Raw genomic sequence first — 12,130 nt, 5'->3', positions numbered from 1 at the left:
TCGTCCATGGCATCACTCGTGAAGCGTGAACCCTGCTTTCGGCGCTGCTGCTAGCGCGGATGTCCGACGCCACCGACGAAGACGAGCGGGCGCAGTGGGCCTCCCGCCGCCGGCTGGTCAAGCAGCAGACCAGAGCGCTCGACCCGACCAATCGGACCGGGCTGATCGCGCAGCAGCAAGCGTGGATGCGACAGGCACACGACCTGAGCTGAGCACCCCACAGAGACGAGAAAGCGATGTCCGGGAAGCGGCCCGTACCTATCTCGCGACGGACTGCTCGCACTGCGCTACTCGGATCAATCACCGTGTATGCACCGGCAGGATGAGGGTCCGGAACGGTAGACTAGGGGGTGGCAGGTGAGCATGGAGGAGGAACCAGCATGGCGACCACGAAGACGCTGTCGCAGGCCGAGATCGACCGGCTCGAAGCACAGGTTACCGCAGGCCAGCGGATGGCCGGCGAAGAGGAGACCGACGCCGACCGTGCCCTGGGCCGAAAGGTGCTCGCCGGGGAACTGTCCGCCGACGAGGCCATCGCCCAGCGGCTGGCGCAGATCGACGCCAAGTACGGCATCACCCGGTAACCGGGCGCACGACCTCGCGGCCAGGGGTGGGCACTGATGCCGGATCATTACACGTATCCTGGCACCGAAGTGCTCGTCAACATCCCCGGCTACACCGACCCGGCGGCGTGGAAGGAAGCCGAGACCGCGGTCATCGGTCTGCGTGTCCGCGAGCTGGCTCGGACACCGATCTCCGGCAGTTTTGACCTGGCGCACTTGCAGGCGATCCATGCCCGGCTGGTCGAGGGCTTCTACACCTGGGGTGGTCAGTTGCGGGATACGAACACCGGTCCGGGTGGGACCGGGATCGCGCACTGCCTGCCCGAGTTCATCTCCGACGAGGCCGATCGTGTCTTCGGGGCTCTGGCGGGGATGGACTATCTCAAGGGTCGTGATCGTGCCGGGTTCTCCGCGGGCCTGGCCTGGACCTGGGGTGAGACCACGGCGATCCACCCGTTCCGCGACGTCAATACTCGCAGCCAGTTCACGCTGTTCAATCAGCTCGCCGTCGAGGCTGGTTGGGTGATCGACTGGAACCAGATCGATCCGAATGTGTTCGCCCACGCGCGGACCGTCGCGATCTACCGTGCCCCGGACGGGCTTGAGGCGCTGCTGCACCCGGCGCTCATCCCGGTCGCTTCCATCAGGGCCGATGATCTCCCGGAGCGGATGGAGCAAGCAGCAGCGGAGTTCACTTGCCCCCGACCGCGACGGGACGTTGAGGCGCTGGATCGGGAGTTGCGGGCGGCGCTACAGCGGCGGGCAAACCAGCTCGACCCCGATCCACCCTTCGGGCCTCCGCCCCGGCGCGGGCCCGGCCCTCAGGATCGAGGGCTTGGGCTATGAACCAGCACGAAGTCGAGGAGCCCGTCAGGAGAACGGATCCGCAAAATGTGCGGACCCGTTGACCACCCGCGCGACGGGCAGTCGGAGGCAGAAGACCTGGTCGTACGGTGCGGGAAAGTTTCGCACACAGTTGATGACGCCCCGCGACGGTGCCGCCGAGTACGGTGGTGTCGAATCGGCACCACCGTGCCATCAGCCAAGGCGGGTCAACGGGGCCGGAAAATTTCCGGGACCGTTGCGCGACCGCCGCGGTCCCGCAAAATTTGCAGGACCGTGCCTCCGGCCACGGGGGTGGAAAATTTTCACCCCCGTCAACGGTCAACGGTGGTGCCACGCTGGCACCACCGTGGAGATCCCAGGTGACGCCACGGTGACTGCAACGTGCAGGCACCCTGAAGGCTCGCCGGTCCGAGGGCTGGCGGTGGTGCAAAATTTTCACCACCGGCAGGCCTGACGGGTGACTGCTACGGAGGTGCCGAATCGGCACCCCCGTGCCCGACCCCGACCCCGACCCCGACCGTGGGGCCTTGACAGGGACGACAGCACTGACCATCCACATATAGTAGCTCCCGGATACTCGGATGTCTACATATTGTGGTTGCTTTTTTCTGGCCACGGGTGTAAGAGCGTACCTGTCAGTTATGAACAGCATCCCAACACCCCCAACCGACACCACTACGACGACGAGGCCGCGTCTGGCGATCGACGACGAGGCCCTGACCGAGCCCGACCGGGAGGCGATCCGGCAGGCCGCGAAGACCACCGCCGCCCGCTTCCCACCCATGAGCGCTGAGCAGGCTGAGATGATCCGCCACCAACTCCGCGGCGACACCACCTACTGAACTGGCACTCTGCCCTCTCTGGCTTCGAGCCCCGCGTCCTTTAGAGCGCGCGGGGCTCGATAAGGACCCGCTCGGGCTCAAACCTGTTCTGCCCCCGATTCTGCGTTTGGCGGATGCGGACGTTGAACGTGGCCTTGATGATCTTCCGCCGTTCCGCCAACGGCAGGCCCGCCCACGCGGCGGGCACGTCCTCAGCGGTGACCAGGGCGCGGACGCGGTCATCGGTCACCGGCGGGATGAGCGCCTGCTCCGCCTCAGCAATCTGGGGGCGCAGCGCTGCTTCCAGCTTGGTCAGCGTGTCGAGGTTCAGGCTCCCGGCCGCGTACTGCTCGATCACCTCGTCCAGGCGGGCCTGCAACGCCGCCCGCTTCTGCTCAGCAGCCCCGGCGACCTGGAGCCAGCTGTTGTCATCGTGGCCGGTGAGGCGGGACAGGTTCGCGGGGTTCTGGAACCACTCCAACACGACCTGCTCGACGTAGGCGTCCAGGCCCGGCTGGGAGATCATCGTCTTATAACACCCCCGGAACTGGCACTGATACTTCACCGCGGGAGTCCTCTCCTTCTTCCGCAGCGTGGCCCGCTTCAGCGGCCTGCCGCAGTAGTGGCAGCGGGCGATGTGGACCATGAGGGTCTTCGCAGCCATCCCGCCCCCGCCCTTGACCCGCCGGCCCGGGTCAGCGAACAGGCGCTGGAGCTTCTGGAAGTCCTCCCAGTCGATCAGCGGTTCCCACTGGGCGTCACCGACGACCTCGCCCCGGTAGACGCGCTTGCCCGCGATCGTGGGGTTCTGGAGCACCTGACGGACCGTGTAGGTGTCCCAGCCGCGAGGGCTCTCGGCCCACGGCTTCTTCGGCGTCGGCTCCCCGGCATCCTGCAACCGCATCGCGACCGAGTACATGCTCTTACCCGCCAGCACGTCCCGAGCAGCGTCACGAACGATCTGCCCCGTGTGAGGGTCGGGTTCCTGGCGCAGCAGGACACCAGTGTGCTGGTCGTAGACCCGCCGGTACCCGTACGGGAGGCGACCGTGGGGGCGGCCCTTGTCGGCGTTGAGCTTGACCGTGCGTAATTGCCGTTCGCGCATCGTGTTCGCATCTGCCTCGGCGCGGAGGAATTCAAACCCCATCATGAACGAGTCATCGGAGCGGGCGAAGTCGTAGACCCGTCCGTGGGTGAGGTAGAGGACTCCGGCACGCTGGCAGGCCTTGCGCAGCTGCACGTAGACCTCCATGTCGCGTCCGGCACGAGACGGCTCCCAGGAGGCGAAGCCGCCGTACTTGCCGGACTCGATCAGCGCCATCGCCTCATCGAAGCCCTCCCGTTCTTTCTTGCGCCATTGGGAGGCGGACCGGTCGGCGTCGCGGACGATCGCTTCCGGGTACCAGCGGATCGGCAGGCACCAGCCGACCATGTCGGTGAGCTGGTCATCGATCGAGCGCATCAGCTTGTGCCGGTCCTGCGAGGCACGCCCGTAGAGGATCGCTGGAATCCATTCGTCGTCGGCCATCTCCCGGAGCCGCTCGACCGCGGCCCGCAGGTCCGGGGTGAGCAGCGGCAGCTCCAGCAGCCTGTTCGTCGTGGTGTTCATCGTGGTGGTGTTCATGGACATGAGGTACGTCTGCCTTCCCATCCCCCTTTCGCTTCCTCGACGAACCGACCACCGGCCTCGACCCGCGGACCCGGAACCAGATGTGGGAGACCATCCGCGGCCTCGTCGCCTCCGGAGTCACCGTGCTGCTGACGACGCAGTACCTCGAGGAGGCCGACCAACTGGCCGATCGGATCGCCGTCATCGACCACGGAACGATCGTCGCTCAGGGCACGCCAGCCGAGCTCAAAGCCTCGATCGGCGGATCCAGCCTCCACGTGGGCCTTGACGCGGAATCGTCGACCGACGAGATCGACCGCGCGCTGAGGATCACCGCCGACGTCGTCGGTGAGGCCGCTGTCCATTCCTCAGGTGCCGGCGAGATCACCGTCTCCCTGCAGCAGGCCGGGGAGGCCGCCTCCGTCCTCGTCGCCCTGCGGGAGGCCTCCATCGACGTCGCTTCGATCAAGGTCGCCGAACCCAGCCTCGACGATGTCTTCCTCACCATCACAGGAGACACGGCATCGACCGACCGTCCGGCCCAGCCCCAGACCACAGAAGGAGTCCCAGCATGAGAACCGCCCCCGCTGAACGATCCGTTTCCGAATCGACCACGACAATCGACCGAACCCACACAGACACCGCTTCCCTGCCCAGTCGGCCGGGTCTTGCCGAGACATGGAACCAGACCATGGGCTTCGCCTCGCGCGCACTCAAGCACATGCGCCGTGAGCCCGAGCAGTTCTCCGACGTGCTCATCCAACCGGTCCTGTTCACTGCGATGTTCGGCTTCATCTTCGGCGGCGCCATCAGCGGCGACGTCGCGAACTATCTGCCGATCATGGTCCCCGGCATCCTCGCGATGACCTGTCTGACCGCTTGCATGGCCACCGGAGTGCAGCTGCGAGAGGACATGGACTCCGGCATCTTCGACAGGTTCAAGACCCTGCCCGTGGCTCGCATCGCGCCGTTGGCCGGGCCGATGGTCGCGGATCTGCTGCGCTACGGGATCGCCGCGACCGTGACCTTCCTCGCCGGCATCGCGATGGGCTATCGACCCGAAGGCGGCCTCATCGGTGTCGTTTCGGCCATCGTGCTCGTCATCGTCACCGGGTGGTCCCTGTCCTGGGCGTTCGCCTACATCGGCACGATCGTGCGCTCGGCCCAAGGGGTGCAGGGCATTTCGATGATGATCCTCTTCCCACTGACCTTTCTGTCCAATGCCTTCGTCCCCGTCGAATCCATGCCCGGCTGGCTGCAGTGGTTTGTGGGCATCAACCCGATCTCCCACGTCGTGTCCGGGGTGCGGGACCTGGCGAACTCGGCGACCTTCTCCGCCGAGGCAGGTTGGGCCCTGCTCGGCTGCGCCGTCGTCATCGCGATCTTCGCGCCGCTGACCGTGAAGTCGTACCAACGGAGCGCCTGAGCGCGAGAGCGTCGGTGTGATACCGCGCGATCACCTCGGCGAAGTCGAGCGAATCTATCTCCGTCGTGATCTCGTCCAACCGAGCGATCTGCGCCGAGGTGAGCTCCTTGGTCAGCCTCGTCCAGTCGAGTGAGGGAAAGACCCGATTGAAGGTGAACCGGGCGGCCAGCGCCGCAAATCGGGTCACCTGCTCACCATCGATGCCGTGCACGCACTGCCCGCGCTGCCGGAGCCAGACAGCGACGGCGTAGGCGACTGTGCCCAGCACCGGGAAATCGTAATGCACCCGGTGCGGGTCGGTTGCGCGTTCGGCCCGATCGATCAGCGAGTCGAAAAATTCGTCCGAGGACTCGGGCTCATGCCGGGCGGTGACCACGGTTGAGACCGCGCCGATGAGCAGAGTCCACGGGTCGAGCCCGTCACTGTCCGGCACTCCCGGGAGCGCGGGACGGGTACGTCCGGTGCGCCGGACCACAGCGAGCAGTTCGATGCCGGCCGCGACGTCTCCGCGCAGCAGTGCGAGTTCGGCACGACCGAGGAGGAGCATGTAGCGGTTGCCGAACGGCTCGTTCTGTTCCTCGGCCTCGGCGAGGGCCGTGAGTTCCGCCTCGGCACGCTCGAGCTCACCGAGACCGAGATCGGCGAAGGCCAGCCAGGAGCGGCATTCGATGCTGTCGCCGAACTGCGCAAGCGTCGGCAGGGCGGCCATAGCGTGCTCGCGGGCTTCGGCGAAGTCACCGTGCTGAAGATGCAGCTGGGCCAGGGACTCGTGGTACCGCGTGGGCAGCCACGGTGGGTCATCGGCCTGGAAATCTGCGAAGGCGCTGTCGAGCAGGGCGATGGCTTCGGTCAACTCCCCGGCGTTCTCCTGGATTCCCGACAGGTAAGGGGACGCGACCAAACGGGTGAGGCGATCAGCGGATTCGGTGAGCTCGCGCAGCTCGGTAGCGGCAGGCGAGGTATGGCTCGTATCCGGTGCCCTGACGATGACGAGCCCGAGCCGAGCCATCGCACGGACGAAGGGGTCGGCGGACTCGGGCCCGAGTTCTTCGAGCAGCTGCGAGGTCGCCGGGAGCTCGTGCCAGCGCGGAAGCATCCCCCAGGTCGTGGTCTGAACGGCGAGCACCCTGCGGGTGTGCTCGGCCAGGTGTCGCGGCATCGTCCAGTCGCTCAGGAAGCGTTCGAGGAGCTGGAAATGCTCGATGATGCGGATATGCTCACCACCGACCATCCAGTAGGGCAGCAACGCTGCGAGCATGACGATGGACCTGTCGTCACGGCAGTCGAGGAGGTGCCTGAGCACAGGGGTGAGGTTGTGTTCCTCGGCTCGCAGCCTGCCCACTGCCTGCAGCTGCCGGGAGCCGAGGATGTCATCGATGAGGCTCTGACAGGTATCCACCGCCCACTGTTCGACGGCATTCTCGATCTGCTCGGCCTCTGCCGATTCGCCTCGGCGGAGGTGGCCGTATTCACGGATGGTCTCGAGCATTCGGAAACGGACTCTGCCGTCACGTTCGATGACAGTGAGCAGGGACTGGTCGACGAGGTCCTCGATCGTCCGCATGGCCGTGGCCTCGAGAATGTCCTCGACGCAGTCGGCACCGAAGGCATCGGGCAGGAGGGCCATCGTCATCAGCGCCGTCTTCGCGTCGTCGTCGAGCAGCTGCCAGGACCAGTCGATGACCGCCTGCAGGGTCTGATGCCGCTCAGGTGCCGTTCTGTCACCTCCGCGCAGAAGGACGAACCGATCGGTGAGGTTGTCGAGGATCGTTTCGGGAGTGAGTGTGCGAGTCTTCGCGGCCGCGAGTTCGATGGCCAACGGCAGTCCGTCGAGGTGGCCGACGAGGGAGGCGACCGTGTCACTGTCGATCGTCACGGTCGGTCGTGCCGCACGGGCACGTTGGATGAAGAGCTCCTCGGCCTCGCTCGGCGACAGCTGTCCGAGCATGTAGACGTGTTCGGCCGTGAGACGCAGGGGTGTGCGACTGGTGGTGAGGACACGCAGGTCGGCCACCGCGGCGAGGAGGTCGTTGACGATGGCGGCAACCCCGTCGATGAGATGTTCGCAGTTATCGAGGACGAGCAGGTTCGGTCCCGTGCTCAACGCTGTGATGACCTGGCGGCGCAGATCCGGGCCCGAGGAATTGCGATCAAGGTGGTTGACGGTCTCTCGGACGCGGAGGCCGTCGGCGATCGCGTTGAGGATCTCATCGGCGTGGCTGATGGCAGCGAGCTCGATGACATGGACCCGGGGGAGTGAGCTGAGCTGAGCGAGCTCCTGCGCCAGACGTGTCTTGCCCAGCCCGCCCGGCCCGACGATCGAGATCAAGCGCGCCGTCGACAGCAGCCCGGACAGCTCTTCGATGTCTCGGTGCCGGCCGAGGAGGCTCGCAGCGGAATGACGGAGACCGGAACGCATGGGTCGGTCGAGGGCCAGCAGCTCCTCGTGGACTCTGCGCAGGACGTGTCCTGGACGCGTGCCGATCGCCTCGATCATCAGGCTGCGGAGCCTATCGAATCGTTCAAGGGCAGCCGAGGGCCCTTTGACCGCGGCGAGGGTGCGAAGATGCTCGGCGGCGAGTTCCTCATCGAGCGGATCGGCCTGGGTCAGTGCCTCGAGTTCGGGCAGAGCTTCACGGCGTCGTCCCTGCCGGGAACGCGCGATGGCGATGATCCTCCTTGCCCGCTCACCATTGCCGAGAGCCGCGGCCGTCTCCGCGGATTCGAGTGCTTGGTCCGTCGCTCCGTTCGCCAGTGCTTCCTCGGCACCGGAGAGGAGCGAGGCCAGTGCCCAGATGTCGACATCCTCGTCGGCCAGGTTGAGCCGGTAACCGGATTCGGTGCGGGCGATCGCCTCTGCCGAAGCCAGGGTGCGGGCACGGGAGACGAGGATCTGCAGAGCCTTGGTCGGATGCGTCGGCGGAGAGTCGGGCCAGATCGCGGTGATGAGACTCGAGCTCGCCAGCCCGCGGGGACCGGCGTCGGCGAGAAGACGCAGCAGGGACCTGATGCGTTCGCCCGTGACGGGGATACTGTCCCAGGTGACGTCGTCGATGAGTCTGAGCCGGGGGTTCTTCACCTGTCCAGTCTAAGTTGTGCTGCATCGCAAATGGGTGCCCGTGCTCCCCGCGGACATGGGACTGCGGGTGACGTAATCAAGCTCGAGTGGAGGACGAATTCAGGATGAGCACAGACAGACATGCACAATAGGATCCATGAGTCTTCTTCCGGCAGATCTGCCGCATACCGCGGTTCGTGGTGCCAACTTCGCGCAGACAGCGGCGAAACTCGTCGCGCAGAGACTGCGTGAGCGGGTTCGCGAATCGCGGCTCTCGGACGAGTTCGACCCCCAGGATCACGACGAATTCGTAGCGGCGGCCTACTTCGCAGGAGACCTGAGCTCGGTATATCAGCTGGAACAGTGGCTGTGGCCCTTCGAACAGTTGGAAGCTCGTCTCAAAGACAACGGTCACAGCAGTCGCCCTTTCGGAATCATCGTCCGCAACGCGCCGGTCGCCGAGTACCTGCAAGGCGTCACAGACTTCCCGGTGCGGTTCTCGCGTTTGACCACCGGCCTGGACAAGTTCATGCAGTCGCCGAGCCTTCGGGCTGTTTTCTATGTCAATCAGGCGACGAGCAACTTCCAGGCGCTTCGCTATCCGGAGCCAGCTCACATTCACCTCAGCCACGGTGAGAGTGAGAAGATCTCGATGATCTCCAACCAGCTCAAGGGCTATGATTTCGTCTTCACGGCAGGACAGGCCGCTCGACAGCGCATCGAGCAGACTCTCTATGGGCTCAGTGACGATCGTATGTATGACGTCGGACGGCCGCAGTTGGATCGGCCGCGCTCCATTCCTCGAGAATGGGAAGAGTTCAAGACCGCCCAACCCGATGCGAAAACGGTGTTCTACGCTCCCACGTGGGAGGGCGACTCACCCTCGATGTCGTACGGGACCATCGCGTTCAACGGAGAGGCCATCGTCACCGCACTGCTCGAAGCGGGGTATCGAGTGATCTTCCGACCGCATCCACGCACCGGAGTCATGCGACACGATTTCGAGAAGGCACTGGAAACAGTCAAAGAGATCGTGGAATCGGATCCGAGAGGCTACCTGGACCAGAGCCCAGACGTGTCGTGGCAACTCGAGGAAGCTGACGTCGCTGTCGTCGAAATGACGTCCGTGGCCTTCGACTGGCTGTCATCAGGAAAGCCCCTGGTCATGGTCCAACCGCACGAACCCGAAGCCGAAGTCCTCGACGGCGGTCTCTTGGACCACTGCCCGACGGTGGAGCCCGGGGGACAGGACGACGTCGTCGACCTCATCGATCTGGCCGTGTCCCGGGACGGCTCGGTCGCCGTTCTGGCAGAGTTCTACCTCGGCGACACCGCACCGGGTGCACAGACCGCGCGCTTCATCCGTTCGAGCGAGCGGGTGATCGAGCTGAGGACTGAGGAGCACCGGCAGAAGGTCGGTCAGTGAAGCGCATTACAGTTTCTTAACTTGAAGTAACAGAATGGTAAAGTAGCGCGGGACCATTTCCGCGGCTCACGAGTTGGGCTTTGAACACTGGATGGATTCAGCAATGAAACGAGTCATCACGTACGGAACTTTCGACCTGCTCCATTACGGGCATATTCGACTGCTCCAAAGGTGCAAGGAGCAGGGCGACTACTTGGTGGTTGCCCTGTCGAGCGACGAATTCAACGCTGGCAAGGGCAAGAAGTCGTACTTCTCCTATGAAGAGCGCAAGCACATGCTCGAAGCCATCCGCTACGTCGACCTCGTCATTCCCGAGGACAACTGGGAACAGAAGTCGACCGACGTCGAAAAATTCCATATCGACACTTTCGTGATGGGCGACGACTGGGAAGGCGAATTCGACTTCCTCAAGGACAAGTGCGAGGTCGTCTATCTGCCGCGCACGCCTGAGATCTCGACGACGCGCATCAAGAGCGAGCTGGGTAAGTCCTGACCGAGATGGCGCGGTCTTCGCGCTATCGTGGCTGGACACCATCTAAGGATCAGAGAGGAACGGACGTGCCCGAACAGTCTCCGGCGAAACATCCGACTCTGTCGGAGCTTCGGGCCAAGGCGCAGCCGGTGGAAGTCCGCAGCCGCAAGAACGCCGAACACTGGACCGCTCAGCTCTACCTCCGTCACATCTCGATCTATTTCACGATGCTGCTCGTCCGCACGAAGATCAGTGCCAACGGCGTCACCGGTCTGATGATTCTCGCCGGCTGGTGCATCGCCGGCAGTCTCCTGATCCCGGGGATCTGGGGCGCAGTCCTTGCTGTGTTCTTCTCTCAGGTCCAGATGTACATCGACTGCTGCGACGGTGAGGTCGCGCGGTGGAGGGGAACCAGCGGAGCCAAAGGTGTGTTCCTCGACAAAGTCGGTCATTACACGACCGAAGGCCTCGTCGCGGTTGCCCTGGGTCTCAGAGCCGTGGGGGAGTGGAGCAACCTCGTCGACGATCCCGCAGGCTCCTACCCGCTTCTGCTGGCCGGAACGGTCCTGGCCGCACTGGTCCTTCTCAACAAGGCACTCAACGACATGGTCCATGTGTCGAGGGCGTTCAACGGCCTCGGCAAACTCGCCGATTCCAAAGAAGCCACCGCGCTCAACCCCGGCCTGGTCTCCACCCTCAAACGCATCGCTCGCTTCGTGCCGTTCCACCGCATCTTCCACTCCGTCGAGATGTCGCTGATGGCACTCGTCTCAAGCATCGTCACCGTGTTCGCAGTGTCGGCGGGAGCCGATCCGCTGTTCGGAGAACGCTGGCTCGTACTCATCATGGCTCCATTGTGCATGCTCTCCGTGATCGGACACTTCCTGTCGATTATGGCGTCGAGGCGACTGTCATGAACGATTCCTCGCGCATCCTTTCTCAGCGGGCCGAAGAGAACCGCCGCTACACATTCGGCGTCGTCGTATTGAGCCAGGGCAAACGGTTGGACGACCTCAACCGTGGGTTCGAGTCTCTTCTCGCACAGAAGGGCGTGGACCTCGACATCGTCTGTGTGGGTAACGGCTGGGAACCTGAGGGCATCCCCGAAGGGGTCAAGAAACTGGGATTGCCGGAGAACCTTGGAATACCGGCGGGTCGCAATGCCGGAGTTCCCCACGTCTCCGGTGAATTCCTGTTCTTCCTCGACGATGACGCCTGGCTGCCTGATGACACTTCGCTGATGCGCATGGCCCAGCTGATGCGCACCAAACCGAGAATCGGGCTGGTTCAGCCCCGCGTCGAAGAGCCCGGCGGACCGAACTCACCGAAACGCTGGATCCCCCGGCTGAAGAAGGGCGCGGCCGATCATTCGTCGAACGTGTTCTCAGTCTGGGAAGGCGCGGTCTGCATGCAGAGACGTGCCTTCGACGAATGCGGCGGATGGCCGGGACCGTTCTGGTACGCCCATGAGGGCATCGAACTCGCGTGGCGAGTCTGGGATGCCGGCTATATTGTCTGGTACATGGGCGACCTTACCGTCGCGCACCCTGTGATCGACCCCAGACGCCACGACGAGTACTTCTATATGAACGCGAGGAACCGCGTCTGGTTGGCACGACGCAACCTGCCGTGGCCACTCAGTTGGGCATATGTCTGTTCGTGGACGGTGATTCAGTGCATCAAATGGGCGAACAAGCCGCACCAGCTCAAAGCGTGGATGGAAGGATGGCGTGCCGGTTGGCGACTCGACCCCTGGGCCGATGACGAAGACCGACGCAAGCTGTCCGGACGCGGCGTGCTGCGCATGTCCCGGCATGGTCGACCGCCGATCGTGTGAGGTCCGGCATCATCTGCCCAGTGTCTAAAAGATCGTACAGAGAACAGACAGGGACCGCGGTCGGGTCCGACC

Annotated in this window: 12 protein-coding genes; 10 read left to right on the top strand and 2 right to left on the bottom strand. The window is 64.3% G+C overall.

From position 1 onward, the window contains the following. Positions 1–59: 59 nt before the first annotated feature. The 4 genes from EB836_RS18155 (at position 60) to EB836_RS06985 (ending at position 2,251) form a co-directional block, all read left to right on the top strand. Positions 60–212, top strand: coding sequence for a hypothetical protein (locus EB836_RS18155; protein ID WP_009882039.1), 153 nt, complete (start codon positions 60–62; stop codon positions 210–212). 168 nt (positions 213–380) lie between these two features. Then, positions 381–584, top strand: a complete 204-nt coding sequence (locus EB836_RS06995; RefSeq protein WP_009882040.1) for an antitoxin VbhA family protein — start codon at positions 381–383, stop codon at positions 582–584. Between the two features lie 69 nt (positions 585–653). Continuing rightward, complete coding sequence (locus EB836_RS06990) at positions 654–1,409, top strand: Fic family protein (protein ID WP_167854381.1); 756 nt, start codon at positions 654–656, stop codon at positions 1,407–1,409. Between the two features lie 641 nt (positions 1,410–2,050). Next, positions 2,051–2,251, top strand: a complete 201-nt coding sequence (locus EB836_RS06985) for a hypothetical protein (protein WP_009882043.1) — start codon at positions 2,051–2,053, stop codon at positions 2,249–2,251. A 40-nt stretch (positions 2,252–2,291) separates the two neighbouring features. On the opposite strand, the gene EB836_RS06980 is transcribed toward EB836_RS06985, so the two are convergent. Next, positions 2,292–3,860, bottom strand: a complete 1,569-nt coding sequence (locus tag EB836_RS06980; RefSeq protein WP_101596633.1) for a recombinase family protein — start codon at positions 3,858–3,860, stop codon at positions 2,292–2,294. A gap of 80 nt (positions 3,861–3,940) precedes the next feature. Here EB836_RS06980 and EB836_RS06975 point away from each other — a divergent pair, with 80 nt between their 5' ends. Next, positions 3,941–4,414, top strand: a complete 474-nt coding sequence (locus tag EB836_RS06975; protein WP_135538901.1) for a DUF4162 domain-containing protein — start codon at positions 3,941–3,943, stop codon at positions 4,412–4,414. Then, positions 4,411–5,265: an ABC transporter permease gene (locus EB836_RS06970; protein ID WP_135538899.1), complete on the top strand. Its 855-nt coding sequence runs from the start codon at positions 4,411–4,413 to the stop codon at positions 5,263–5,265. Before EB836_RS06975 ends, EB836_RS06970 begins: the two co-directional genes overlap by 4 nt. Here the strand turns inward: EB836_RS06970 and EB836_RS06965 are convergent. Then, on the bottom strand, positions 5,213–8,344 hold the full coding sequence (locus EB836_RS06965) for a BTAD domain-containing putative transcriptional regulator (RefSeq protein WP_135538897.1): 3,132 nt from the start codon (positions 8,342–8,344) through the stop codon (positions 5,213–5,215). The two genes, EB836_RS06970 and EB836_RS06965, sit on opposite strands and share 53 nt — an antisense overlap. Before the next feature lie 136 nt (positions 8,345–8,480). Between EB836_RS06965 and EB836_RS06960 the strand changes: the two genes are divergently transcribed. The 4 genes from EB836_RS06960 (at position 8,481) to EB836_RS06945 (ending at position 12,058) form a co-directional block, all read left to right on the top strand. Then, positions 8,481–9,749, top strand: coding sequence for a CDP-glycerol glycerophosphotransferase family protein (locus EB836_RS06960; RefSeq protein WP_135538894.1), 1,269 nt, complete (start codon positions 8,481–8,483; stop codon positions 9,747–9,749). A 103-nt stretch (positions 9,750–9,852) separates the two neighbouring features. Further along, complete coding sequence (tagD, locus tag EB836_RS06955) at positions 9,853–10,242, top strand: glycerol-3-phosphate cytidylyltransferase (protein ID WP_135538892.1); 390 nt, start codon at positions 9,853–9,855, stop codon at positions 10,240–10,242. 65 nt (positions 10,243–10,307) lie between these two features. Next, on the top strand, positions 10,308–11,138 hold the full coding sequence (locus EB836_RS06950) for a CDP-alcohol phosphatidyltransferase family protein (protein WP_135538888.1): 831 nt from the start codon (positions 10,308–10,310) through the stop codon (positions 11,136–11,138). Beyond that, positions 11,135–12,058 (top strand): glycosyltransferase, encoded by a 924-nt coding sequence (locus EB836_RS06945; protein WP_135538886.1) that lies wholly within the window; start codon positions 11,135–11,137, stop codon positions 12,056–12,058. Before EB836_RS06950 ends, EB836_RS06945 begins: the two co-directional genes overlap by 4 nt. Positions 12,059–12,130 lie beyond the last annotated feature (72 nt).

The organism is Brevibacterium sp. S111, assembly GCF_004745075.1.
GTDB lineage: Bacteria > Actinomycetota > Actinomycetes > Actinomycetales > Brevibacteriaceae > Brevibacterium.
This window is presented reverse-complemented; position numbering and strand designations above follow the sequence as displayed.